Source organism: Microbacterium sp. str. 'China', from assembly GCF_002993305.1.
GTDB classification, from domain to species: Bacteria; Actinomycetota; Actinomycetes; order Actinomycetales; family Microbacteriaceae; genus Microbacterium; species Microbacterium paraoxydans.
The window spans coordinates 2252908-2276991 of record NZ_CP027434.1 but is presented as its reverse complement, the minus strand read 5'-3'; the positions used below and the strand labels follow the sequence as shown (position 1 = coordinate 2276991).

The following is a 24084-nucleotide window of genomic DNA, read 5'->3' as shown; positions in this document are numbered from 1 at the left end:
TCGCGTGTGCGCGAGTGGCACGGACTCGATCTCAGCCTACTCAACAGCATCTGAGGACACGAAGGCCGCGAGTTCCCGGCAGTGTTCTACTGGCTGGACACACCAGGACGGGAGGGATCCCGGATCGCCGGGTACACCAGATAGGTGCTACCCGATGACTTGATCCATCTGCCTGTCGCCGATAGTGATCGCCCTGTGAGATCCGCCAAGGGTCCGAGCGGGACGGTAGCGGTCAGGTTGATCATCGCAGCGCCGCGCAGCAGGATGGTCTCGCAGCCGAGGTCTCTCAGGCGTTTGGTAAGCGTCGAGGGGTCGATGTGTCGGCCAGGAAGGGCGGGTGATGGGAATAACCATCCTTCCGGGGATATAGCGCGCTGCGCCAGTTGCATGCCGAGCAGTTCGGTGACGCGTGGCGCTAGGTGGAGCGGAGCGTTCCCGAGGGAAAGCGTCGCCGTTTCGCCTCGATAGACGATGTTCTTGTCTTGGAGTTTGACGAGCCGTGTGATCGGCGCTGCGTAGAGACCGACCATCAATCCGACGAGCCTCGTTCCCTCGTTCAGCTGATCGTCTTCGAGGAAGCGAGACACCCAAGAATGATGGGTGGCCTCGCTGTAGGCGAGCGACGGGGCGGACTTGGGTCGTACCGGGGCGGAGATTCGGCGCATCGCGCCGGTCTGTTTCGCCCATCGGATGAAAGGACGGATCGCGATTGCTCTGCTGCGGCGCGAGGCAGCGAACTCGTCGAAGATCGACTGCGGGGCGGATTGCAACGACAGGTTCCGCGCTTCGAGCATCTGGAGGAATTCGAGCGCCGCGCGGCTCATCTCTCTGGCCCGGCTGAGGGTGCTATCGGTGATGCCTCGTCGTCGAATCTGCACGCGCGCGGTGGCAGGAACGATCCAACGGGTGAAGATCGTAAATTGCTCTCGGTTCGCCTTTGGGCAAATCGCGATGAGTTGATCCGCCCATTGTTCATATGACGCCCAGGGGTCGCGTTCTTCTGTCAGACATCCCGTGACTTCAAGCAGAGCCCGAACGCGCAATGCTGCATGCGGATGCTCGGGCATCTCCAACGCGCGTTGACTGATGGGGATCTCGCCATCGAGAATCCGCCGCAGGATCGCGATGCTAGTGCTGCGGCTCATCCAGCGCAGAAGCCGGTCCGCGTCGTGCTTGTAGGAAAGGAGATAGTGGCGTAGAGGTTCGAGGGCAGCACGCGCGTCGCTATCCGACGCTTCGGAGAATAGCTCCTCGACTTGTTTCACCAGATCGCAGCCCGAGCACAGCGTCCGCCGTGCCCCCCGTTCGCCTCCGCATTCATTGCAGGTGAAAAGTGGTGCGTTCCCGGCACAGTCTGCACACACCAGTCTGTCGTCCTTGTCGTGGGCGATCACACGTTTGTCACCGCACTCAGGGCACGGCTTCATAAACCCGGCGGTCGAGATGTAGCAGCTCTCACAGACTCCAGTACCGATGCGTGCGGAGTAAAGCCGCCGGACCTCGTGACAGATGAAACATACGATCCGCGGTTTCGGCACGCAGTCGTTGCAGTACGGCTTGTCGCCGACGATGGAGTGGGTCGTGCGTAGCCGCCCACACTCCGCGCATTCCCTTCGCGACCTCGGGTCGCGCCGCCAGCAGTTGGCGCAGAATTGTGACTCACCAATGCGGCGCGTGATTGGTAGAAGCCTGTCGCATATAGAGCAGGGCGCAGCGTAGCGGCGTTTCGTGCAGCGCCCGCCGAGCCGTTCTCCGGTCGGACTTGTCTGTTCCAGGAAGCGCTCTTCGCCGCACTGTCCACAGGCGGGCAGGGCGACTTTCAGGTCTGCGGTGCGAGCTTTCCGGAGGAGCCGCTGTGCCGCGCGTGGCATGGCCTGATCCCTTGACGAAGCGAGCGGGGGCGCGCTGCGGAGGTAGGCAGCGAGGCGTCCTGCTCCCATTACCGTCGGCGCGATGGCGATGACGAGTTGCTCGATCTTCGCAGTCGGAGCGTCGCTCCAAGGGCTGCCCTGCTCAAGGAGGATCGTCGTTCCTGGGTCCAGGTTCCGACGGTTGCGCGCTCGGTCCTTGCGCCGTCTCTCCTTGCCGATCGCCGCGTTGATCGCCGGTGTCGAGCTGGGCATGACACTCGTTGATACTGCCGAGATGTACGGCGACGGCGCGGCGGAAGCGCTGATCTGCGAAGCGCTAGGCGACCGGTGCGGCCGGTTGTTCCTCGTCAGCAAGGCGTATCCGCAGAACGCCTCGCGCGCACGCCTTTCACGCGCATGCGAGGCGAGCTTGAGACGTCTCGGCACCGACCGGCTCGACCTCTACCTGCTCCACTGGCGGGGATCGGTGCCGCTCGTTGAGACGATAGAAGCGATGGAGGCGCTGAAATCGGCCGGGAAGATTCGGTATTGGGGTGTCAGCAACCTCGATACTGACGACATGGACGAGCTTGTTGCTGCCGGCGGGGATGGCTGCGTGACCGATCAGGTTCTCTACAATCTCGTCCGTCGAGGCCCTGAGTTGGAATTGTTGCCGTGGCTCGTCGCTCATGAAATGCCTGTCATGGCCTATAGTCCCGTCGAGCAGGGACGACTCTCGAGCCATCCCTCCCTTGTGAAGATCGCAGCTAAGGTTGGTGCTACCCCTGCGCAGGTCGCACTTTCCTGGACGTTGCGGCACGATGGCCTCATTGCGATTCCGAAGGCGAGTTCGATCGCACATGTGCGGGAGAACCGGGCAGCCGCAGATATCGTCCTTTCCGACGCCGATCTTGCGACACTCGACGCGGCATTTCCTCGGCCACGCGACCGTCGCCCGCTCGAGATGCTCTAGCTCGAATGGCGGTCTTCTCTCTCAAGGGAACCGAACATGAGACGGATCGGCTCGAGGTGTTCAGCGACGCGGTGTTTGCGATCGCGATCACCGTCCCTGTGGTGGAACTGCGCGCACCGAGGCCTGAGGATGGCGACCTCGCCGCGGCCTACCTGAAGCTGGCACCGGACTACGCCGCCTACGTCCTCAGCGTGATCCTCATCGGCCTCTATTGGTCCCACAGTCATTTCAGCGGCAAGCTGCTGGAGAAGACCGACCACGGCTACAACCTGCTGACCATCGGCTTTTTGGCTGCGGTCAGTATCACTCCATTTCCCGCGCGCCAGTTGGTCGAACATTTCGGTGGAGATGCGGACAGCACGACCGCCGCCCTTTGGTACCTGGGCATAGCAGCGGCACCGGCGACCTGGTGGTTTCTTCGGTGGGTGTACGCCACCGCCAGAGGTTTTCCCGATCGAAGGCTAACCGAGGCTTATCTTCGCCGCCTTACCATCAAGTATGGTCTTACCGCCGCTGCCTATTGGGCGGCATTCGGCTTGGCGTTCTGGAATTGGCGTGTTGGATTGATCGCGGCGGGGATTGTAACGTTGAGCTACGTCATTTCCCCCGCAAAGCCCGTGTTCAGACCCGGTATTGAACCGGGACACGATCAGATGGCTCGTTGACTGAAGGAGCGGATAGTACCTCGGAGCTGCACGCTCCTTGCGAGTGAATAGCGACCTACCGTCGTCCGACGTTTTCGGGCTTGCTTTGCTCGCCGTCCGCCAGATCGGCTAGAACATGCGCACCAGGCCGCAATTCGGGCACCGCCAGACCGGGGAAGTCGGCGGGTTCCACGACGGTTGCAGCTGCACCAGGCAGCGCTCACAGGTAGGGGAGAAGCCCGGCCATTCGTCGTCATCCACGATGCCAGGCAACCAGGATGCTGGCGGCGCTGCAGAAACCGTCCACAGGGGACGTTCAGCGCCTTGCAGGAGAGGCCGGGGTGACAGCCGAGGCCCATACCCATGCCTTCATCTCCGTCTCGCCCACGCGGAACCTGATCGCGCAGGCATCCGCTGTCGACCGGCAGACCTCCGCGTCGACGAGCGCCGGCGTGGCGCCGAAGCGCACCCACGCTTTCGCAGGCTTCGGCCGCGGGTCGATCGTCACCGGTTCTACGTCTAAGCGCAGGTCGGCGCTCGAGAGCGACTGCAGGGGGCCGGCCTCCGCGGCGATCCGCTCGAGGATGCGCGTATCCATCCTGCGATCGGCCGCCGACGCGTATCGCTTCGATGTACCCACTGCCGATCCTCCTTGCGGACCGCCAGGTTATCGATTTTAGAACAGATGTTCTATTTCGTGTGCTCGTCCGCCAGGTCGTCCGAGGCGTCAGCCTCGGCTTGAATCTGCTCAACCTCGGCCCGCAGTCGGATCAATATCTCCTTGCTGTGATCCGCGAGTGCGGTATCCCAGGCATCGACGACGCTGGTCGGGTGTCGACTGTGGCTCTTTTGATCCGAGAACCCCATGCCCTGAGACTGGGGGAGAGGGTTCCGCGCAGCGGGACCCGGGCACCACCCCGGCTCGATCGCTACACACATCAACGCAAGGCGAGCCCCTTGACACGTGGTTCCCGAGGGTGTCCGCTACCTCGCGAAGGGCTGCATTGTCAAGGCTCTGCCAGGAGGCTATCAAGGCCAGAAGGCTACCGAGCAACACCATCAGATCGGAGTAGACATGAAAGCAGTGGTGTACGAGGGACCCCGTCAGGTCAGCACGAAGGAGGTCCCGGACGCGAAGATCGAGCGGCCCACCGATGTCCTGGTCAGGGTGACGACGACGAACATCTGCGGCTCGGACCTCCACATGTACGAGGGGAGGACCTCCTTCGAGGTGGGCCGGACGTTCGGGCACGAGAACATGGGGGAGGTCATCGAGGTCGGTAGTGGCGTGGAGAAGGTCAGGGTCGGAGACCGGGTTGTGCTCCCGTTCAACATCTCGTGCGGGTTCTGTAAGAACTGCGAACGCGGCCTGACCAACTACTGCCTCACCACTCAGCCCGACCCATCACTCGCCGGTGCGGCTTATGGGTTCGCCGACATGGGTCCCTATGGCGGTGGCCAAGCGGAGCTTCTCCGCGTGCCTTTCGGTGACCACAACGCGCTGCGCCTGGGCGAGGATGCGGAGGATAGGGAGAACGACTACGTCATGCTCTCTGACATCTTCCCCACCGGCTACCACGCCACCGAGATGGCCGGCGTGATCCCCGGCGACAGCGTTGTGATCGCTGGGGCGGGTCCGGTCGGATTGATGGCCGCCCTGTCCGCGATGATCAAGGGCGCAGCAAAGGTGATGGTGGTCGATCGCCACCCTGACCGGCTCGCGCTGGCCGAGCAGATCGGTGCGATTGCCATCGACGACTCCAAGGTCGACCCCGTGCAGGCTGTGCTGGACGAGACTATGGGGCTCGGAGCTGACCGTGGTTGCGAATGCGTGGGCTACCAGGCCCACGATCCGCAGGGCAACGAGGACACCGCCGCCACCTTGAACATGCTCATCAACGCGGTCCGCTTCACCGGAGGGATCGGCACCGTCGGCGTGTTCGTCCCCCAGGACCCGGGGGCCGAGGGCGAATTGGCCAAGCAGGGCAAGGCGGCCATCGACTTCGGCACACATTGGTTCAAGGGGCAGACCATGGGAAGCGGTCAGGCCCCGGTCAAGCGGTACAACCGCCAGCTGCGGGACTTGATCGCGGCCGGCAAGGCGACCCCTTCGTGGATCGTCTCCCACGAGATCTCGCTGGACCAGGCTGCCGATGCCTACAAGAACTTCGACGCCAGGTCCAAGGGTTGGACTAAGGTCCTCATCAAGCCCGGCATGTCAAACGGAACGAAGGAAAACTGAGATGGCAGCAGAACTTCAGGGCAAGAGGGTCGCGATCCTCGCCGCCGACGGAGTCGAACGCGTTGAGCTCGAGCAACCCCGCGAAGCACTGGAACGGGCCGGCGCTCAGACCGAGGTCCTTTCGATCCACGACGGCGAGATCAAGGCCCGTAAGAACGACCTGGATGAAGCGGGCACGTTCACCGTCGACGGGTTGGTCGCCGACGCCTCGGTGGGCGACTACGACGCCCTGCTGCTTCCCGGCGGCACGGTGAACCCCGACCGGCTCCGGGTCGACAAGGACGCCGTCTCCTTCGTCCGCGACTTCGTCGAAACTGGCAAGCCCATTGCCGCGATCTGTCACGGGCCTTGGACGTTGATCGAGGCTGGCGTGGTCGGAGGTCGCACCTTGACGTCCTTCCCGAGCATCCGCACGGATCTGCGCAACGCCGGAGCGGAGGTCGTTGACCAGGATGTCGTGGTCGACGGGAACCTGATCACCAGCCGCTCACCCGACGACCTGCCTGCGTTCTGCGATACGATCGTGGCGAAATTTGCGAGCAGTTCGACCCAGGAAGAGGTGACGTCATGAGCGTCACGAAGGGACTGCTTGTCAGGCTGGAGGCCCTGCCCGGCAAGGAAGACGAGGTCCAGGAGTTTCTCGGCATCGGGCGAGGGCTCGTCGAGGAGGAACCGGCCACCACCGCGTGGTTCGCGATCCGTCTCGGCCCGTCCTCATTCGGGATCTTCGACGTGTTCCCCGATGACGCCGGCCGCGACGCGCACCTGTCCGGCGCAGTTGCGACCGCTCTCGGCGAGCAGACGGGCAAACTGTTCAGCGAGCCGACGATCGAGAAGCTCGACGTCCTGGGCTCCAAACTCCCCGCCTGAAACCACAGACCGGGAGTACTGACCCAGAAAGGGGGGGGGTCGCGGCGCGCGGTGACTTCGGGCTTACACAGCCCGCTGACATCGTGGCAGCGGCCCCTTCCCTTTCGGCCTACCGCTGATCACCAACAGATCGGGAAACCGCGATGACAGGAACTGACGACGGCGTTGCCACGACGCGTTCACCCGAGGTAGCAGTGATCGGGGGCGGGATCGTCGGTCTCTCGACGGCGTACGCGCTGCGGGAGCAGGGCGTGCCGGTGCGCTTGTACGAGGCTGGTGTGCCCGGGACGGGTCAGTCCGCAGGCGAGTCGCGGATCTTCCGGCATGCCCACGACGACCCGCGACTCGTCGCTTTCGCGCGCGAAAGCCGCGGCGTATGGGATGAGTGGTCCGAACACTTCGACGTCGAGCTGGTCTCATCAGACGGTGTCCTGGCGATCGGAGACAGCGCCCTGGCGCGGCTGCGGGTGCTCGACCAGGTCGGCGGCGTGGTAGCGCACGAGATCGATGCGGCCGAGGTCGCCCAGCGGATGCCGCTGCTTGCTGGGTACTCGGGGCCAGCGGTGCTCGACGAGTCGGGCGGCGCGATCCGCACCCGCGCCGCGATCACGGCACTAACGGGTGCCCTCGCAGATGCGGTCACCACCGGTGAGGTCATCTCCATCGATCCCCGCGCCGACGGGACGGTCGAGGTGCGCAGCGTCACCGACCGGGCTGTTTACTCCAAGGTGATCGTGTGCGCCGGCCGCGAAACCGCCCGCCTGGCACGCAGCGTCGGCCTGTCGCTGCCGGTTCGCCTTGCCGCTCACGTCAGGCTGACCTTCGACGTGAAAGCCGCCGCCCCGGAACGAGTCGCGTGCCTGCAGGACAGCAGCGGCGTCTTCGGCGAAGTCGGCGTCTACGCGACGCCGCTACCGGGCAACAGCAGCTATTCGGTCGGACTCAGCGACACCGTCCGCGTCCGCGACGACGGAACTTTCATCGACCCGGCGGCGATTCGATCGCTGGACGAACGCGCACGCGAGTACGTGACACGGGCGCTGCCCGGTCTCCACCCGGAGCCGCGCGACTTCCTTCACTGCTGGGTGACCGATCTCCCGTGGAGTGAGGACGGCGTGGCCGTGTGGGAGGCAGGCTCTGTCCTTTTTGTGGCCGGTCACAATTTGTTCAAGCAGGCACCTGCGCTGGGTCGCGCTCTTGCCCGGGCTGCGACCGGCGGCGGTCTCCGCGCCGAGCTCACGCACGAAGCGCGCCTCGGCGAGGCCCAGAGCTAGGGCATGTCTCCCAATCGCGGGGGTGGCCCGCAACTCTGGACTCGTCGCGATGGGGTCACGTTGGTGGCTGCGTGCAGTGCGGCGGTGAGGTAGCCCGCGGAAGCACCGACACCTTTGTCCGCGACGACGCACCGCGACCTCAAGGACGGTGGGTCGCCACCCCAGCGGCTCGTGCGCGAGTCGACGGATGACCGTGTCCCGAGCAGCGCCCTCGGCGCCGCAGCGTCGGCACCACTCATCAGGGGTCAGGACCCCCGGCAGGCGAGTCAGAGCGAGTCGAGGTCGAATCTTGCGACGTTATCGGCCGCGCGCCCCGGCACTGCAGACCGCTTCGTGCACCAGGCCGGAGCCTAGACAGGCTCGCTCGGAGCCATCCTCGGCCTTGAAGACATCGAACACCATTGCGTAGCCGTCCTCGTTGGTACCCAGGTCCACGCCGCTCGCCGCGGGCGTCGAGTTCGGGGCCGAGGAGCAGGTGTTCTGGTGCTGGGTGTGGGGAAAGGCAGTGGAGAACGTGTATGCGCCCTGCCCTGATTGACGGGGTCATCGTCAGTAAGCTCATGCCATGACCCTCAAGTACATTGGTGGCACGCTGCCGAAGATCGGTGTCTACGCCATCGGGTTCGGCTCGCTCACCCGCCTCCCCTCGGGGAGCTGGGACTTGAACGCCAACACCGTCTCCTCCGTTGACATCGTCGGAACCGGCAAGGAATACAACTACGCCGCAGGAGGCGCCGGGATCGTCGCTGGCAGCATCATCGCCGGGCCCGTCGGAGCCCTGGTTGGCGGACTGGTGCCCAAGGCCTTCAAAGACGACACGGTACAGTTCCGCATCAACTTCCGCGACGGGAACATCGCGCACTTCTCAGGGTCTCCACGCGAGTACAGGAGCGCGCTGAACGCGTCGTTCAAGGGGCACACCGCGGCCCCCACGACGCTAGCTTCGCCAGTTCCCACTCCCGCCCCGGCCGGAGTGGATACTGAAGTCGTCAAGCTCCGCGCCGAAGTAGCCAAGCTCCGATCTGAGCTCGGGCTCGCCACGACCGAGGTGGAGCCCGAGGCCGTGACGGCTCCCGCACCAGCTCGCGCTCCGGTGGACCTTGAGGGTGACCGCCGAGCCGAGGACGTAGAAGCAGTAAGGCGAGGTGTCGGGATGTCGCCGGAGGAGAAGGTCGCGCGTCGCGACTTGCCGAAGCGCACCGACGGCATCGCTACCCGACTCTGGTTCGAAGGCGTCGCCGAACTCGAGTACGTGAAGGCTCCACCTACGGGGGAAGACCGGAAGGCTCGGAAGATCCGAGAGGCTCTGAACGCCGCGCACCGCGCCACCTACAAGAGTGAGCTTTCGGTCGAGAAGAAGAAGATCGAGAGCGTCATCCGTAACCTCAACCTCCCGTTCAAGGAAGGTCTGTTGCTGCTGACCGAAGTGGGCGACGAGTTCCGCAACCGCACGCTCCGCTGACAGCGAGGGCCCTCTCTGCCGCTCCAACGTTAGTGCGCATGCATGCTGACCGTTCGGGACAGCGGAGGCGTGACGTCCGCCACGGGCTCAGCTGCTCCACGACCAGGCGTCGTGTCGGGCAGCCAGTAGCGACTCCTCGAGACGCCCTTCGCAGAGCTGCGTGATGTTGCGGGATGAAGCCGCTTCGGGCAGCGCCACGTTCTACCACTGCGCCCAGGTCCAAGGGTCGTTCGCCCCGGTCTGCAAGACGCTGAGCACGTCCTGCAGGCCTGAGTCGGCCCTGCTAGCTGAGGCTCGCGGGTTAGGAGCTCACATACCAACGGCACATCCTCAGACCGATAAGATCAGGCCGTGCCTCAGGAACGCGCTCGTCCTAGTAGACCGCTGTGTCGATGACGGTGGCGGACTTCTGCACGCACGAGTGGTCGTGGGAGTGCGAAGGTGAATGTGAGCATTGGTGCTGGCACTCGCACGAGTGGGAATGCCTACAGTATGAGTGCGACTGCGAGAGCGTCGAAGGCGCCGTCGATGACTCGTCCGGAGCGGGCGAAGCGGACCTCAGGCTGAGAGACCTGGCAGCTATCGCCGCCATTGGAGGCCTCGCGTACGGCACTGTACGACTATTCCAGAAGCGGCGCGAAGGCAAAGGTGAAGCCGCGGATCAATCTTCCCAAAATGCCGACGCAGACAGCCCTGGGACAGTCGTTGACGCAACGCCGATGATGCCCTCAGCAGGCTGGTACACCGACGGCGCAAGTGTCGGGCTACGTTGGTGGAACGGCGCCGCATGGACGGAGCACCGTCAGTCGGCGCCTACGATTCCTGCAGGGTGGTACGACGACAGGGTCGGTTCCATCCGGTGGTGGGACGGAACGGGCTGGACGGGTCACGTCGCACCTATGCCCTGAGCGGTGCCCAGTGCTACGGCGCCTCCGCATTCCACATACCGGCGTACTCCTCGGCCACGGACTCCCAGGCGACTCGCGCTGCAATGGTCATGTCCGGCAGACGGGAGGAGCCTGTCGCGCGGACAACGAAGTCGTGAGAAATGGGCCGACGCGCGTGGTCTTCCCTTCCTTCCGGATCCAAGAAGCGAATCGCCAGCACATCACCAACTCGTCTCATGACCGTGCGTTGCTCAGCCACCCCATCGAACGCGTCTTCGTAGACCGGGAGGGGATCGTCGTACCCGCCATCGCGGAGGAAACGGAAGCCCCACTCTCGACCTCGCGTCGCCCAGATGTATGAACCCGGCTGAAGCATCACGTCAGGCTCCGAAGGAGAACATCATCTTCCTCCCCCTTATCCAAGTCCATCTGGAACTGCGTCAGCGTCGCAGTGACGAAATTGTGCTTGGCAAGCGCCTGCGCGTTCAGCTCACGGAGCTTGTCGCCGGCCATCTGAGCTGCTTCATCAATGACGTCTGGGCTTAGCATCGCGAGGACGGCACCGAGCTTGCCCTTATTCTGCTTGCCGAGGAGCGCGGCGGCTAGAAGCTTTGACCCGCCGCTGATGATGCTCTGAGCGACCTTGGTCGGAAGCTGCCCGAGCCTCGCCCACTTCGCATGGCGCTCAAGCGGAAGCAATGCGGCCACGGGCAGAACGAGGTCGATCCCGACGCGCTTGTCGACTTCGATCTTGTTCGGCTCGAACTTCGCTGATGACAACAAGAGGAAGTCTTCGGCGACTGACATCGCGCTTGGATTCTGAACGAAGCCAGCGAGCACCTTACGCAGCTCGTCGAGGTCGTCGGCGGCGTTCAGGTCGAGCAGGTCTCGGAACTTGAAAACGTCCATGTGAGGAAGCAGGTCCGCCTTCGACAGCGCCACGATCCAGATGCGCGGGAACTGCGCAAGTGGCGTCCCCTCCTCGAGCAGATCGTCCTTGAGCGCGAGGAGTCCGTTGGCGTAGTTGCTGAAGAGTGACTTCAAGTAGCGTTCTTCGTCGCCTGCATGATCCAGTAGGCGCTGACCATCGACGAGCAGCAACGCAACGTCTGACCCGAGGAGTGAGCGAAACGTGTCGACGCGGCGCCGTGCCTCTTCGCCACTCGCACCCTGCTCGAACCAATCACCGGGGTAGTCGTGCCAGACAAGTCGCAACGCGTGGAACGGTTGCGCCTTGGACGTCTTCTGGTTTGGCGGATCCTTCAACTTGATCGAGAAGGCGTATGACGTCGCCGCAAAGCGGGTGAGGTCGGGGGCTCTGGCTTCGTCTCGCATACCGAGATAGTTGCGGTTCAGTCGGGCGCCTTGACCGATGTCCTCGGCCACGACGCGATAGAGGCTTTGCTTCAAGAACGATGCTTCCTGCGCCGCGCCATAGAAGGACGACACCAGCACGGTCTTGCCGCTTCCGCTTTCCCCGAACACGGCGATGTGCTGTTCAAGCGCAGATTTCTTCTCTTGCATGGGTCCCAACGTAGAGCACGTCTATGACAACCGGCCGACAGTGCCGCAACGGCGCGGGAATCCGTTGTCTCTCGGACGCCTAAGGCCTCTGCCGACGAACTTCGCCAGGGCCGGCGCCGTCGCCCGCCTGGCCAGAGCGGACGCTGTCGCGCCCCGCAAGCGGCTGATCATCGATTTGCTCATACGCCGACTGCATCTCTGCGGTCACGTCGTTGCCGAGCGCGCGCACCTGGGTGAGGCTGGGCTGGCGGCCCGCGACGTGCGCGACGAACCGCACGCGCTCCTCGATCAGGGCCGCTTCGACTTCAATGGCCTCAACGATGTCGAACTCGGCACCGAAAACGAGGAACACTGCGGTGTCGTAGTCCGCGCTCCGGAACGGGCTAAAGCGCGCGCCGGGCCCGGCTGCGCGGTTGGCCATCGCCTTCACCTGGATGCGCCAGCCAGCGGCGGTGGTGATGTCGTGCGACTTGGTCGAGTTGGGTTCCAGTACTCCGCCACGGGCCAGCCAGACAACGTGCTCTGCGATATCGCCCAACGGCTTGTTGTTCGTCCGTACCAGGTCGCGCCGCCGAAGTTCATGCACGACCCTCGCCTCTAGCTGTAGCAGGTGCCGAACCGGCAGGAGAGTGATGTCAGGCAGGGTGGTCATCCGCCCAGTCTCTCGTACCGGCGGCAGCGCTGACGCTGCTTCAGCGAACGCTGCGGTACCGAGGCGCCCGCTCCCGTTCTGCCAGGATGAGCATATGGTCACGCTGGACGATGTCGCGCGCGGGCTGGCGACAGATATCGACCCCGATGATGCCGAGCCGGAATACCTGGCGTTGTATTCAGCGGAGGCCCCACCGCTCGATGGCATCTTCGCGGTCCTACACGAGAGGCTCAACGGCCACTTCCGGTTCATGAACACGAAGATGACCATTGGGCGTCACTTCAACGCGGGCGACAGTCGTGACCTCATGGACCTGATCCAGCAGATCAGCGACATGAGGAAATCGCTCAAGCGTGCCGGTGTGACCTTCGAGGTGCGCGAGGACTACAGAAAGCTCATCGAAGAGTGCAAATCGTTCCTGGTCTACTCGGGAGGAAGTCCGATCCCGGACTCAGTCGAACGAATAGAGATCGAGCGCTACGAGGCCGTGATGTTCACCTCAGCGCCAGCTCCACAACGCAGGAGCGATGCCCCGCCGGTCCTCACACTCGTCGGGGAAGGTTCCTTCGCGCTGGTACACAAGTACGACGACGCACTGTACAACGAAACGTTCGCGGTGAAGCGAGCCAAGGCCAACATCTCCGAGCGAGACCTCGCTCGCTTCCGAGCAGAATTCGAACTGCTGCGGTCAATCCGTTTCCCCTACATCGTCGAGGCCTATGACTACGATCCGAACCGCAACTCATTCACCATGGAGTACTGCGATGAGACCTTGGGCGAGTACATACGTAAGGGGAATTCCACTATCACCTGGCCAACACGCAAGCGTGTGACCCTCCAGTTCCTGTACGGGCTCAACTACCTCCACCTCCGCGGCACGCTCCATCGGGACATCAGCCGCAACAACATCCTCATCAAGAAGTACGACATGGGCGCCGTGCTCGTGAAGCTGTCAGACTTCGGACTGCACAAGCATCGGGACTCTGAGTTCACGCGGACGGAGACGGAGATGAAGGGATCGATCATCGACCCGCTCCTGGAATCCTTCAGAGACTTCAAGCCCACAAACGACATCTACGCCGCAGGGGTAATCATCTCGTTCATCTTCACTGGCAAGACCCGACTGGGTGTCGCCAGCGGCCCGGTCGGTGACATTGTGAACCGCGCGACCAGTCTCGACGAGTCCGCGCGGTTTGGCTCCATCGCCGACATGATCTCAGCCGTTGAGGCTCTGGAGGCGCCTCTCTCTGCGTCCGCCGAAGCCAGCGTCTAGCATCGCCCGTCCGCAGTGCAGTGGGCTTTCGGAAGGGATGATCTCTGCCGGTCGGCGAAAAACGGTGACATCGCATCTCGGGTTCGCTTCGACTTCGCGCAGTGGCGGGAGAAGCGCACGTAAGTACGCGTTGCTCAGGGCGCGCGTCAGGCAGGCGAACAGACTGAAAGCCCGCCACCCGGAACAACCTTGATGATCTCCCGAACCTGGAGGTATCAGCGGGTGTGACGAGTTGGAGCTCGCCCGTCGACGCCTCCGGCCCGAACACTAACCCGTGGCGGCCTCTTGGATCGCCGCCGCGAGGCCGTCGTAACCGACGACCGCGGTAGCGAGCTGTTGCGCTCGCACCCAGGTGAGAGTTGACTGCCCAGTTGCCTCTAGCGCAACGCGCGAGACCACGGCGAATCGCCAATTCCCGATGTCGAGTTGATCGAACTGCTCTCGCCCGGCGAGATTCGCGGCGAGAACGTACACGTCGGCGTTGTAGGTCGACTCGGCGGCGTATGTGTTCGTCACAGGGTCGAGGAGCTTTCCACGAAGACCTGAGAATGCGAGCGTGGACGGTTGGCGCTGCGCCCACCGCTGCACGAATGCGCTGGACTTCACCTCGATGCGGATGTCGCCCCACAGGACGTCGAACGCGTCCCACTCGACGCGCACCGGCCGCTCGACCCCGGTGGCACGCCACACAAGGTACTCGGCCAGCCACCCACGGACATTGTTCGTCGTCACGTCGGGCAACGCGAACCGCCAGAAGTCAGACACCGACGCGTCAAGTCCGAGTAACTTCTCGTCTCCGGTCAGCGGATCCAGAGGAGGCGGCTCGACCATCGTCATGCCGTGAGCCTATCCGTCGTAGAGCTCCATCGGGACTGGGGTCGGAGCGCCCTCGTCAGTGAGGTGACGGCCACGTTCGACGACGACGACGAGCGCGGCGCTGCGCTATTTGCCGGGGGCATGCATGCGTGCTGTGGGGCCGTACGCGGCACCACCATCTGCTTCACATGTGCTGGTCCGACTCGGCGATTGCTTCGCCGATCTCGCGCATGCGCTCCTCGATCCGGAGTCGCGCGACGACCGATGTGGAGTGCTCGCTGCAAAGCCACTGGCCATCGAAGTTCTCGCCCGTCCGCGTCCGACACCGGTCCCCGAGGCTGACGTGCTCACACCGCGCACTTGGTGCTGGACGGAGACGGTCGGGGGCATTCGCGGCGTACGGCGAACTCTCCCATCTGTACGGGTGCTTTGAGCAACGCCATTCGAACCAGCCGCCATTGGCGAGCCCGTCGAGGTCGGGGGCCCAGACGCTGCGTTCACGCCAGCGACGGACCACGACGATGTCCTGCGTGCTGTGGTTCCGTCCCCACTCTTCGCGGCGACAGTAGGTGCATTCGCTTGTCAGTGGATCCTTGTCATCGCCGCGGTCTTCGATGTCGAGGATCGGGTAGGGCGTGTCGATGAGCATGTCTTTGAAGAGGACCATTAGGACTCCTTACCAGCGAAGAGGCTCGTTCTCTCGATTTCGCCGCGCAATCGCGTCCACTGCTCGGCGCATGCGGGGCTGATGCGGTAGTAGACCTCGCGTCCTCGGGCCGGGCGGAGGTCTTGGCCGGTTGCCCTCGTGAACGGCGCGAGTGTTCCCTCTGGCAGGTGCGCGTTGATGTAGCGGTAGAGGTGTGTGCGGAAAGTCGAGATCACCGATGGCGTCTGTCCGGTCCACTCCGCCAGTTCAGCGATGCTGAGCCACTGGCCCGCCGCGCCGTGCTCTACGACGGCATCCATGATCTTGACGTAAACACGCGCTGTCGTCGTGGGGGCTGATGCGAACCGCTCGACTTGTTCGTCAGGCCATAGCGGATAGTCGGGAATCCCGTCGTCCGGAACGGCTGTTCGTGGGAGGCGGTTCGGCTGGTCGGTGATGAGAAAAGCCGCGAACCTTCGCACTTCGTCGGCGATTTCCGACGGTACGTCGATGGTGATGAGGTTGCTCATGTTGCAGATCCTACTTCAAGTGCTGTACTCCACCAACATACAGTGCACCATACGGTGTGAAACCTTCGTGGGGTCGCTGCTTCGACGCTTGTTGCGCGTTGTGCGTGGGTGAGCTCAGCGCCTGGAGGTGGAATCTGGCATCACACAGTGTGCGTCTGCCGGGCGACGGGGTGAGCGGAGAAGCTTCTTCTCCGGGTGAGGCGGCCGCGTCGATACGATGTGGGGAAGCATCGCGTCGGGTGAGGGTTCACCGTCGGCCGACGGCACACTGGAGGGGCGACATGGGCACTACCACCGAGACTCGTGCTGCGTTGAAGACATGGCGCGAGGGGCTCATCGGACTGGATCGACGAAGCCGTCTCCTTCGGTTCAAGGCTCCCAGGACATCCTCGCTGAGCTTCGATGCTCCCTCCGCGGACGCCATCCTCGAACTGCTCCGTTCCGGAAAGCTGCAGAGCTTCGTCGGCGACATCATCGACGCGAACAGCGGCGAAGCGCGCCCGGCACGCTCCGGGCCGCTTCTTCACGTTCCTCGCGCAGACGCGGAGATCGGTCCTGTGGTCCGCACTCTGATGCGCCGCGCGAACGAAGAGTTCCTCGACCGCGGCCTCTCCGTGCTCTACGTCGCTTTCGGCATGCTGAAGTGGCAAGACGTAGACAAGACGGACATGACCAGTCCGCTCTACCTGCTCCCCGTTGAGTTGGTCCCGGAAGGGCCTCGAGCTACCCCGAGGATCAAGGGCGGTGAGGACGACGCCGTCCTCAACCCTGCCCTTCCGCTGCGCCTCAACGAGTTCGGGATCACTCTTCCGACGTACGAAGAGGTCGAGGGGCTGACCGTCTCGGAGATCCTGTCCCGCTTCACCGCAGAACTCGGCAAGGCGAAGGATTTCAAGGACTGGAGCTTGGAGCCGGAAGTTCATCTCGCCACATTCTCCTTCGCCAAGGAGGCCATGTATAAGGACCTCCTCGACAACGAAGCGACCATCCTCGAACACCCGGTGGTCCGTGCACTGGCGAACGGCGGTCCCACGAGTCAGAGCGATGAGTTCCAGTTCGACCCTGTTGATCCCGCCGACATCGACGAGGTCGCCCCGCCGGAGCGCACACCGCTCGTGCTCGACGCGGACTCCTCTCAACGTGCCGCTGTCGCAGCCGCCTTGGCCGGACGCAGCTTCGTGATGGACGGACCGCCAGGAACGGGGAAGTCTCAAACCATCGCCAACATGATCGGCGCGCTCATGCACGCCGGCAAGTCGGTGCTCTTCGTCTCGGAGAAAATCGCCGCACTCGATGTGGTGAAGAACCGCCTCAAAGACAGCGGTCTCGAGAGTTACCTGCTCGAGCTGCACTCTCACAAGACAAACCGCAAAGACGTCGCATCCGAACTCCTTCGCACCCTCGACAACGTCGCCCAACCGCCCCACGCGATGAGCGCCCCATCTCGCTCAGCCCTTGAAGACCGTCGCCGCCGACTCAACTCCTACGCGCTGGCGATGAACGAGCTTCGCTCACCACTGCAGGCATCGCTTCACGATGTCCTTGGTGAACTCGCCGAGCTCGTCCACGTGCCCGTTGCTCCCGCTCCGGGTCGCCCACCTCTCCAACTGTCAGAAGAGGGGCGCGCAGCACTCGGCGACACTCTCAGTCGCCTTGAACGAACATGGCGCCCCGCTGCGCAAGGCTCGACTTTCCTTTGGCGCGCTGTCACGGATCCCTCCTCGCTCGAATCTCGCCTCTATTCCGCAGTCAGCGCCCTGGAAGAGCTCCAAGGCACGATTCGCCTCAATGACGATGTCGTCGATTCGTTCGGACTGCGCACGCCTCGCCAAACGACGACGTTGATGGAGTTGCTGGATCTCCAACACGTTCACCGTCCCGGCTTCGTCAACGATGCATGGCTGACCGCAGTCGACCAGACTTCCATCCACGCAGATCGTCAACGCCTAGGCGATCTGGTCACCACGTACCAGCGCGCTGCTGACCTCGTTCTCGAACTGGCGGGTGTCGGCCACGAGCAGCTGCCCATCGACTTCCCCGCGCACTCGGAGGCCATCGCCGTTCGCGGGGCAGTTGACCTCGCCGGGCTCACCGCGCAGACGCTGAGAGGCACCGCAGACTCCTTCGCAGCCAGGGCGGTATCGCTCACAGCCGCGATCAACGCCGTCGGCAACCTCGCGCACCTCGTCGGGGTGGGCACCCCTCTTTCCTTCGCTGACGCAGACCGTGTCGTGCGCATCACTGAAATACATCGCGAGTTCCCCGGCATCGAAGCCGCTTGGCTCACAGCCTCCGGTCTCCACGCAGCCCGCGAAGCCGCAAACACTCTTCGTCTCGAAGCTCTCGCGCTCGAGCGAAGCGAATCACAAGCGAGCGGACTTTTCACCCCGAGCGCTCTCACGGCACCGCTGCGGGATCTCCAGGAGCGCTTCGCCAACCTCCACACCGGACTCCGAAAACTGTCCGGCGCGTACCGTACCGACAAGAAGGCGCTCGGAGCGCTCCTCGCCGACGCGAAGGAGGTGAAGTCAGGCATCGCCCACCTTTCGGATGCCATCGCCTGGTCCGATGCCGTCGGAAAGTTCGAGGCCGCCGGCGTCGCCTCCGGGCATCTGCTCGGGCGATGGTGGCAGGGACGGTCCACCGACTGGGAAGCGGTCGACCGATACCTCGGAGCGGCCGAGGAAGCCATAACTCTCAGCGGTGACATGGTCTCTCGCTCGACGGTCGCCTACCTGGCTTCCGCGACGGTTGACCCCGCTGAGGCGGCAGTTGCGGAGTCCGTGCGTCTCGAGCTCGTCAACTGGCGAGCAACTGTTGCATCGCCTCCTGCTCTGGCCGGGCGACCGGAACTGCTCGTCGAGCAACCGGCGACTTCGGTCGCGTGGCTGTCCACGCACGTCGCCCCCATGAGGAGCGCCGCTGAGCGGATCGAGTCGGTGTCAGCCCACACCGGCAGAGATCACACTCTTGAAGATGCTGACGCGGTCATCGCTGCAGTCCAGGATGTGCGCGCTTGTACGCGAGAGCTGGACTTGGCGACGACCGACCTGAGCGCCCAGTTCGGAGACCTTTACCAAGGCGCCCGCACCGACCTCACCGTCGTGGACGTGGCCCTGGGATGGGCGGGGAGAGTTCGCGAGCTTGCGGGCGCTGCGCTATCGCCCCACCAAGTTTCTGCTCTGGTCCAGTCCTCTCCCGTAGGCAGCCTTGAGTCTGTCCTCCGCAAGTGGGAGAGCGCGCGCGACGAGATCCTCAACGCGTTCGACTCGTCGCGGACGGACGAGCTGAGGGAGGACTTCGGCGACTTCGTGACTGCCTTCGAGCTTCTGATCGACTTCCAGTCCGACACCATCGGTCAACAGGAGTGGTTCGACTATCAGGCAATCCGCGCCGAGCTTCGCGAACTCGACCTCGATGAGACCGTCAACTTCTGTATCGAGCAGCGCTTGCAGGCTGCGGACGTTCCGAAAGTCATCGAGCGTGCATTGCTGCGCGCGTGGGCGGACGAGCACATTCGAACTGACACCCGCTTGCATCCACTACTCGCCGCAGACCGAGAAGCCCTCGTCGCCGAGTTCCAGAAGCTCGACCGAGAGATCGTCGCAGCAGCCACCAGCGACATCATCCAGTCCGCGAACACGCGGCGGCCCGCGAACACCTCGCTGGGAGAGCCCGCCCTCATCCGGCGGGAGGGCATGAAGCAGAAACGCCACATGGCGGTTCGCAACCTCATCACCCAGGCGCGCACCGCGATTCAAGCCATCAAGCCCGTTTTCATGATGTCTCCACTGGCGGTCTCGCAGTACCTTCCGCACGACCTGAAGTTCGACGTCGTCATCTTCGACGAGGCATCCCAGGTCACCCCGGGCGACTCCATCAACTGCATCTACCGCGGCAGATCCTTCATCCTCGCCGGCGACGACAAGCAGCTTCCACCGTCGCAATTCTTCGAACGGGCGGTGGAATCCGACGACTCCGACGAAGAGGACTCGGACGTCAAAGACTTCACCTCGATCCTCGAACTCGCCAAGTCCTCCGGTGCCTTCCGAAACCTGGGCCTCAGATGGCACTACAGGTCACGTCACGAAGCCCTCATCGCCTTCTCGAACTACCGGTTCTACGAGGGGCACCTCGTCACCTACCCGTCCGCGCAGGACGAAGGACCAGACGTCGGAGTCGAGTTCTTCCACGTAGACGGGATGTATCGCCGAGGCGGGGGAGCAGACAACCCGAAGGAAGCCAAAGCCGTCGCCGAAAGAGTCATTCAGCACTACCGGACAAGACCCGGGCTCTCCCTCGGCGTCGTCACCTTCTCCGTCGCGCAGGCCGACGCCGTCGTGGCCGCGGTCGACGAGCTTCGTGGGCAGCACAGAGATCTCGATCCTCATTTCGACAAGAGCGACCGACTCAATGGATTCTTCGTCAGGTCGCTCGAGTCGGTTCAAGGTGACGAACGCGACGTCATCGTCTTCTCCATCGGGTACGGCCCAGACGAAGCGGGCAAGATCTCCACCAACTTCGGTGTCCTCAATAAAGACAGGGGATGGCGTCGCCTCAACGTGGGAGTCACACGCGCAAGGCAACGCATCGAGGTCGTCGCATCCATAGACGCAGGCGATATCCCACAATCCACGAATGAGAACGTTGAAGCCCTGCGCTCGTATCTAGACTTCGCACGCAGAGGCATCTCTGTACTCGGCACGCAAGCCTCAGTGACGGGGCTCATGCCGGACTCCCCGTTCGAAGAATCCGTAATCCGGGCGATACAGTCCTGGGGCTATGTCGTGGAGCCCCAAGTGGGGGCCGCAGGCTTCCGCATCGACATCGGTGTGCGACACCCCGCCAAGCCCGGCTCCTTCGCCCTCGGCGTCGAGTGCGACGGCTACCAGTACCACTCGGCACCCGCCGCACGTGACCGGGATCGGCTCAGGGACCAAGTGCTCTCAGGCCTCGGGTGGACCCTCCACCGGATCTGGGGCACCGGATGGTACCGAGACCGTCATCAGGAAGAAGAACGCCTCCGGGCGGCCATCGAAGCCGCGGTCACGGGAACTGCGACCCGTAAGCGGAACTTCACAATTCCGCGCGCGACGGTTGAGACGACCGCGGCGGAAGTCGAAGTGCCCTTCACCTGGGCTGTCGACTACATCGAGGCGGAACCGGTCGCGTTGCCCTACTGGGTTCAGCCAGCAGAGCCCGGCAACCATCTCCACCTGGTTGAACCCCTCAGGGCGCTCGTCCTGGTTGAAGGCCCTGTGCACCTCGACACCGTCAGCGAGCGGATCCGAGAATGGTGGTCCGTCGGGCGAGTCACCGCTCGACTCAAGGAAAACATCGACCTAGCCATCACCAAAGCGGGCCTCGCCCGAGAAGGCGATTTCGTCGATGTGAAAGACCGCGCGGTAACCAAGGTGCGGTCACGCGACCACAACCGCAAGCCAGACCAGGTCCACCTCGACGAGTTCGCGCTCGCCGCCGAGATGCTCGTACGAGACGTCGGTGGAGCGTCACGTTCAGAGGTGGTGAACGCCATCGCGCGCCAGTTCGGCTGGACGCGGACGGGCGCCATCGTAGACCAGCGCGTGAATGCAGCTGTCGACCGCGCCGTTGCCCGCGGGGTTCTCGCCGAATCCGGCGATACCTTGTCGGCACCACCAGCTAAGTGACGCAGTCGGCCATCGGCCTACGGACTTCGATGATGATGGCAGCAGCTCGAGGCAAAGTTCTCGCGCGAGTAGGAAAGGAATAGGCGATGGTGTACGACAGCACACAGGTCGAGAAGCTCAAGGCCCTCGTGAGTGCATTCGCAACTGAGCTGGATACAGCCGCAATGCCCTACATCAACGAAGGCTTGACTGAGACGGTCACGCTCACACAGATGTCCGATGCTGACAGAGCATCGGGAAAGCTCGGGTGGGGACTTGCGGCTTCGTCTGGCGCTGAGCCGAGCATGCTCTTCACTTACTCCGATCCTGCGGCTCTCCGGCTCGAAGCCACAGCTATGAAGCGCAGAGGTGAGTACCTCGCGTCCGCAGAGAAGCTCATCGAGTCCTTTCGGCTAGAAGGCCACTTTGACCTCGGCAACCTCAGGAACTTGTGGAAAACAACTCTCTGCGGCGGTGATGCCCGAGGGGCGGTCGCCCTCATTAGGGCCGCCGTTTCTGTCTACGAGCGTTACGACGCAGCGAGGCTGTACGAGCAGTTGCCATACCCGCCGCAAGACGATCTGGCAGACGTTCTCGGCGCTTTGCAGACAGAGGAGTCGTGCGCATCGCGGCTTCGCGACTTTTCAGGGAACCCCAACTACGTGCTTCCTAGGCCATATCGGCAAATCGTTGCCGACCTTCGCGCAACCAACGTGCGAGAAACAGTTGATACGTCTGCAGCGACCCCGAAGTCGACAGGCGGGTGCTACATCGCTACGGCCGTCTACGGAAGCTACGACGCGCCTGAGGTGATGGTGCTTCGTGAGTTCCGAGACGAACGCCTTCGGCGCACGGCGCTTGGCCGAACTTTCATCGCAACGTACTACGCGCTTAGCCCCTCGCTAGCTAGACGACTGCCAAGGCACAAGAGACTGAGTGCTCGGATTCGAGGAATGCTCGACTTTGTGGTGGACCGTCTTCGTTCCAATGACGGAGGCAGGGATGATGAGGTCACCCGCGCTACCGATGGACTCGCAGCACCGAGGAGAACATGCATTCGCTCAGGCGTCGAACGGACGTTCGCGAAGAATGGTGTTGGCAGACTGTGACCGTGATCTTCGGCCCTTTTCCTTCTCCTACTAGCGCTCCGTTCGCGATGGCGGCGCCGCCCGTTCAAGTGGAGGTGGTGGGCGACGAGTTCCTCGCAATACTGGGGCTGGCAGTGTCTGTAATTGCCGCCGTCGTCGGCCTCTTCGCCGCTGTCGCCGCGTGGCGTGCCGCTACCGCCGCTCGAGACGCAGCGCGGGTCGGCGAGAAATCGGCCGAGCATGCGGCCAACGCTGCCGACGCAGCACAGAAGACCGCGGAGTATGAGCGAGCGACCTTCGAACTAGCCCACCAGCGAGATGTCATGAGGCAGGCTCTCGCGGTAGTCGTGTCGTGGCGGGGTGAGTTCAGCGGTGGCTTGACCCACGGAGCGACGGTGGAAGTTCAGAACACCAGCGGGCTGCTCATCTCCCAGCTCGAGGTGTGGGCTGTCAAGAACGGTGAGCGTGTCACAGAGGTGAAGAGCATGCAGGACCTCGGAAGCGTGTCCCAGACTTTCTCGCTAGCGGCGACGGTTCCCTTCGTCGACTTCTTCGCTCCCGCCGAGAGTAAAGGTGTTGTCCGGTTCACTGACTCCGTAGGACTGCGCTGGGAGCGTCGAAGCTATGAGGCTCCCATCAGTGTGGACGAGATCTCGAAGCATTCCTAGCCAGCGGCATCCGTCGTCTGCGTGACCGCGTAGGCAGACCTATGGTCAACCGGCGCGGGAGCTGTGACCAGGCCGTAGTCTGACTGCCCAGGAGCGGGACTGGTCCCCGTGCCCGGACGATGCTGCGGAGGCTGGCGGCACCACAGGAAAATGGTGAGGGGTTCATGGGAAAGTGGCCTCACGTTCGACGTACGTAGCCTTGCCACAGCGGGTTGTGCCAACAGCCCACCGATAAGCCCCGGAGAACCGCAGAAACACGCGGACCTCCGGGGCTTTTTATGCCCGCCCTGCGTCCGGGAAGCGCCCGTCTCACATGCGTCTCACATGGGAATCCGCGAGCGGGGTAGATGGCGCGAAGCTGCCCGAGGGCGAGAGCTGTGGCTCGGCGGCGCTCGACAGCTCCGATCACCTCGTCGACACGATTCGGCCAGAGGTGCGAGTAGGTGTTCAGCGTTTCCGTCGCATCTTTATGCCCGAACATGAGCTGAACGAGCTTCACGTCCGCGCCTGCCGCGATCGCGTTCGTCGCCGCCACACGTCGCCGGTCGTGCCCCGAGTAGCCGACAGCGGCATGGACGACTCGATGCGCCCTGAGTCAGACGCGGTTGTACCAGGTATTCCCGTCCACTGCGGCTCCGCGAACGGTCACGAAGAGGAAGTCCTCGGGGTCGCATCCGACGACGATCGCGCGCAGCCCCTCGACGACGAAGTCCGCGAGGGGGAGTCAGCGCCTCTCCCATGCCTTCACCGGGCCGGGCTTCCGCGGGCCGGCGCGATCGGTCGTCCAGGTGCGGTGGATGCGCGCGCTTGTGGTCGAGATCGAGGTCCTTGATCTCGAGCGCGGTCGCTTCCCCGATTCGATGGCCGCTGAGCGCGAGCATGTCGAAGAGCAGGCCGTCGCTCGGGCGCTGAGTGATCGAGACCGCGGCTGCGGACAAAATGTGGAGTGCAACGCGAACCGGGCACTGTGCGCGGCTGGGTGAAGGCAGGAGACCTCGAGCGAATCCTCGGGCGCTACCGCTAGGACGAGGTACTCG

General features: G+C 63.6%; 21 protein-coding genes and 1 pseudogene. 13 read left to right on the top strand and 9 right to left on the bottom strand.

Annotated elements, in window-relative coordinates:
• Positions 1-86: 86 nt before the first annotated feature.
• A complete protein-coding gene (locus tag C6C15_RS17335) occupies positions 87-2123 on the bottom strand; it encodes a hypothetical protein (RefSeq protein ID WP_162604560.1) in 2037 nt (678 codons plus the stop codon).
• Here C6C15_RS17335 and C6C15_RS10945 point away from each other — a divergent pair.
• Both C6C15_RS10945 and C6C15_RS10940 read left to right on the top strand, forming a co-directional pair.
• Positions 2122-2823, top strand: a complete 702-nt coding sequence (locus C6C15_RS10945) for an aldo/keto reductase (protein ID WP_234024129.1) — start codon at positions 2122-2124, stop codon at positions 2821-2823. The genes C6C15_RS17335 and C6C15_RS10945 overlap by 2 nt on opposite strands.
• A gap of 5 nt (positions 2824-2828) precedes the next feature.
• Positions 2829-3488, top strand: coding sequence for a TMEM175 family protein (locus C6C15_RS10940; protein WP_105950089.1), 660 nt, complete (start codon positions 2829-2831; stop codon positions 3486-3488).
• Positions 3489-3783: 295 nt separating this feature from the next.
• On the opposite strand, the gene C6C15_RS10935 is transcribed toward C6C15_RS10940, so the two are convergent.
• Complete coding sequence (locus C6C15_RS10935; RefSeq protein WP_199787650.1) at positions 3784-4065, bottom strand: hypothetical protein; 282 nt, start codon at positions 4063-4065, stop codon at positions 3784-3786.
• Positions 4066-4157: 92 nt separating this feature from the next.
• Positions 4158-4334 carry a hypothetical protein gene (locus tag C6C15_RS17105; RefSeq protein WP_153244971.1) on the bottom strand — a complete coding sequence of 59 codons (177 nt, stop codon included), beginning with the start codon at positions 4332-4334 and terminating at the stop codon, positions 4158-4160.
• 208 nt (positions 4335-4542) lie between these two features.
• Between C6C15_RS17105 and C6C15_RS10930 the strand changes: the two genes are divergently transcribed.
• The 6 genes from C6C15_RS10930 (at position 4543) to C6C15_RS17450 (ending at position 10223) form a co-directional block, all read left to right on the top strand.
• Entirely contained in the window at positions 4543-5709 is a 1167-nt protein-coding gene (locus C6C15_RS10930) for a glutathione-independent formaldehyde dehydrogenase (protein WP_105950087.1), read from the top strand.
• 1 nt (position 5710) lies between these two features.
• The gene (locus tag C6C15_RS10925; RefSeq protein WP_105950086.1) at positions 5711-6280 is read left to right on the top strand and encodes a type 1 glutamine amidotransferase domain-containing protein; all 570 of its coding nucleotides are present in this window, start codon (positions 5711-5713) and stop codon (positions 6278-6280) included.
• Positions 6277-6579 carry a putative quinol monooxygenase gene (locus C6C15_RS10920; RefSeq protein ID WP_105950085.1) on the top strand — a complete coding sequence of 101 codons (303 nt, stop codon included), beginning with the start codon at positions 6277-6279 and terminating at the stop codon, positions 6577-6579. Before C6C15_RS10925 ends, C6C15_RS10920 begins: the two co-directional genes overlap by 4 nt.
• A gap of 143 nt (positions 6580-6722) precedes the next feature.
• Positions 6723-7853, top strand: a complete 1131-nt coding sequence (locus tag C6C15_RS10915) for an NAD(P)/FAD-dependent oxidoreductase (RefSeq protein WP_174235357.1) — start codon at positions 6723-6725, stop codon at positions 7851-7853.
• A gap of 565 nt (positions 7854-8418) precedes the next feature.
• On the top strand, positions 8419-9315 hold the full coding sequence (locus C6C15_RS10905; RefSeq protein ID WP_105950083.1) for a hypothetical protein: 897 nt from the start codon (positions 8419-8421) through the stop codon (positions 9313-9315).
• Between the two features lie 392 nt (positions 9316-9707).
• Positions 9708-10223 carry a DUF2510 domain-containing protein gene (locus tag C6C15_RS17450; protein ID WP_316247132.1) on the top strand — a complete coding sequence of 172 codons (516 nt, stop codon included), beginning with the start codon at positions 9708-9710 and terminating at the stop codon, positions 10221-10223.
• A gap of 354 nt (positions 10224-10577) precedes the next feature.
• Here the strand turns inward: C6C15_RS17450 and C6C15_RS10890 are convergent, their stop codons facing one another.
• Together C6C15_RS10890 and C6C15_RS10885 are read right to left on the bottom strand one after the other, a co-directional pair.
• Positions 10578-11726 (bottom strand): TRAFAC clade GTPase domain-containing protein, encoded by a 1149-nt coding sequence (locus tag C6C15_RS10890; protein WP_105950081.1) that lies wholly within the window; start codon positions 11724-11726, stop codon positions 10578-10580.
• A 79-nt stretch (positions 11727-11805) separates the two neighbouring features.
• Positions 11806-12378, bottom strand: coding sequence for a hypothetical protein (locus C6C15_RS10885; RefSeq protein WP_199787649.1), 573 nt, complete (start codon positions 12376-12378; stop codon positions 11806-11808).
• 94 nt (positions 12379-12472) lie between these two features.
• Here C6C15_RS10885 and C6C15_RS10880 point away from each other — a divergent pair, with 94 nt between their 5' ends.
• Entirely contained in the window at positions 12473-13651 is a 1179-nt protein-coding gene (locus tag C6C15_RS10880) for a protein kinase family protein (RefSeq protein WP_158698549.1), read from the top strand.
• 267 nt (positions 13652-13918) lie between these two features.
• Here the strand turns inward: C6C15_RS10880 and C6C15_RS10875 are convergent, their stop codons facing one another.
• The 3 genes from C6C15_RS10875 to C6C15_RS10865 form a co-directional block, all read right to left on the bottom strand.
• Positions 13919-14488 (bottom strand): hypothetical protein, encoded by a 570-nt coding sequence (locus C6C15_RS10875; RefSeq protein WP_105950079.1) that lies wholly within the window; start codon positions 14486-14488, stop codon positions 13919-13921.
• Between the two features lie 163 nt (positions 14489-14651).
• On the bottom strand, positions 14652-15134 hold the full coding sequence (locus C6C15_RS10870) for a hypothetical protein (protein ID WP_105950078.1): 483 nt from the start codon (positions 15132-15134) through the stop codon (positions 14652-14654).
• Positions 15134-15643, bottom strand: a complete 510-nt coding sequence (locus C6C15_RS10865; RefSeq protein WP_105950077.1) for a hypothetical protein — start codon at positions 15641-15643, stop codon at positions 15134-15136. The genes C6C15_RS10870 and C6C15_RS10865 overlap by 1 nt, the downstream gene beginning before the upstream one ends.
• Positions 15644-15924: 281 nt before the next feature.
• On the opposite strand from C6C15_RS10865, the gene C6C15_RS10860 reads away from it, so the two are divergent.
• From C6C15_RS10860 to C6C15_RS10855, 3 genes are all read left to right on the top strand, one after another.
• Positions 15925-21312 (top strand): DUF3320 domain-containing protein, encoded by a 5388-nt coding sequence (locus C6C15_RS10860; protein WP_105950076.1) that lies wholly within the window; start codon positions 15925-15927, stop codon positions 21310-21312.
• 86 nt (positions 21313-21398) lie between these two features.
• Positions 21399-22400: a CFI-box-CTERM domain-containing protein gene (locus tag C6C15_RS17100; protein ID WP_126892908.1), complete on the top strand. Its 1002-nt coding sequence runs from the start codon at positions 21399-21401 to the stop codon at positions 22398-22400.
• A 2-nt stretch (positions 22401-22402) separates the two neighbouring features.
• Entirely contained in the window at positions 22403-23047 is a 645-nt protein-coding gene (locus C6C15_RS10855) for a hypothetical protein (RefSeq protein WP_149085713.1), read from the top strand.
• 178 nt (positions 23048-23225) lie between these two features.
• On the opposite strand, the pseudogene C6C15_RS10850 reads toward C6C15_RS10855, so the two are convergent.
• A pseudogene (locus C6C15_RS10850) lies at positions 23226-23591 on the bottom strand (hypothetical protein); the annotation flags it as partial.
• A 253-nt stretch (positions 23592-23844) separates the two neighbouring features.
• On the opposite strand from C6C15_RS10850, the gene C6C15_RS17095 reads away from it, so the two are divergent.
• A complete protein-coding gene (locus C6C15_RS17095) occupies positions 23845-24030 on the top strand; it encodes a hypothetical protein (protein ID WP_158698548.1) in 186 nt (61 codons plus the stop codon).
• Positions 24031-24084: the final 54 nt, after the last annotated feature.

Excerpts from the sequence above, each read along its gene's own strand:
- C6C15_RS10920 (WP_105950085.1), top strand. The coding sequence starts at position 6,277 with ATGAGCGTCACGAAGGGACTGCTTGTCAGGCTGGAGGCCCTGCCCGGC.
- C6C15_RS17335 (WP_162604560.1), bottom strand. The coding sequence starts at position 2,123 with ATGCCCAGCTCGACACCGGCGATCAACGCGGCGATCGGCAAGGAGAGA.
- C6C15_RS10930 (WP_105950087.1), top strand. The coding sequence starts at position 4,543 with ATGAAAGCAGTGGTGTACGAGGGACCCCGTCAGGTCAGCACGAAGGAG.
- C6C15_RS10870 (WP_105950078.1), bottom strand. The coding sequence starts at position 15,134 with ATGGTCCTCTTCAAAGACATGCTCATCGACACGCCCTACCCGATCCTC.
- C6C15_RS17095 (WP_158698548.1), top strand. The coding sequence starts at position 23,845 with ATGCGCGCGCTTGTGGTCGAGATCGAGGTCCTTGATCTCGAGCGCGGT.
- C6C15_RS10915 (WP_174235357.1), top strand. The coding sequence starts at position 6,723 with ATGACAGGAACTGACGACGGCGTTGCCACGACGCGTTCACCCGAGGTA.
- C6C15_RS10925 (WP_105950086.1), top strand. The coding sequence starts at position 5,711 with ATGGCAGCAGAACTTCAGGGCAAGAGGGTCGCGATCCTCGCCGCCGAC.
- C6C15_RS17450 (WP_316247132.1), top strand. The coding sequence starts at position 9,708 with ATGACGGTGGCGGACTTCTGCACGCACGAGTGGTCGTGGGAGTGCGAA.
- C6C15_RS10945 (WP_234024129.1), top strand. The coding sequence starts at position 2,122 with ATGACACTCGTTGATACTGCCGAGATGTACGGCGACGGCGCGGCGGAA.
- C6C15_RS10890 (WP_105950081.1), bottom strand. The coding sequence starts at position 11,726 with ATGCAAGAGAAGAAATCTGCGCTTGAACAGCACATCGCCGTGTTCGGG.
- C6C15_RS10865 (WP_105950077.1), bottom strand. The coding sequence starts at position 15,643 with ATGAGCAACCTCATCACCATCGACGTACCGTCGGAAATCGCCGACGAA.
- C6C15_RS10880 (WP_158698549.1), top strand. The coding sequence starts at position 12,473 with ATGGTCACGCTGGACGATGTCGCGCGCGGGCTGGCGACAGATATCGAC.
- C6C15_RS17100 (WP_126892908.1), top strand. The coding sequence starts at position 21,399 with ATGGTGTACGACAGCACACAGGTCGAGAAGCTCAAGGCCCTCGTGAGT.
- C6C15_RS10875 (WP_105950079.1), bottom strand. The coding sequence starts at position 14,488 with ATGACGATGGTCGAGCCGCCTCCTCTGGATCCGCTGACCGGAGACGAG.
- C6C15_RS10940 (WP_105950089.1), top strand. The coding sequence starts at position 2,829 with ATGGCGGTCTTCTCTCTCAAGGGAACCGAACATGAGACGGATCGGCTC.
- C6C15_RS10935 (WP_199787650.1), bottom strand. The coding sequence starts at position 4,065 with ATGGATACGCGCATCCTCGAGCGGATCGCCGCGGAGGCCGGCCCCCTG.
- C6C15_RS10905 (WP_105950083.1), top strand. The coding sequence starts at position 8,419 with ATGACCCTCAAGTACATTGGTGGCACGCTGCCGAAGATCGGTGTCTAC.
- C6C15_RS10885 (WP_199787649.1), bottom strand. The coding sequence starts at position 12,378 with ATGACCACCCTGCCTGACATCACTCTCCTGCCGGTTCGGCACCTGCTA.
- C6C15_RS17105 (WP_153244971.1), bottom strand. The coding sequence starts at position 4,334 with ATGGGGTTCTCGGATCAAAAGAGCCACAGTCGACACCCGACCAGCGTC.
- C6C15_RS10860 (WP_105950076.1), top strand. The coding sequence starts at position 15,925 with ATGGGCACTACCACCGAGACTCGTGCTGCGTTGAAGACATGGCGCGAG.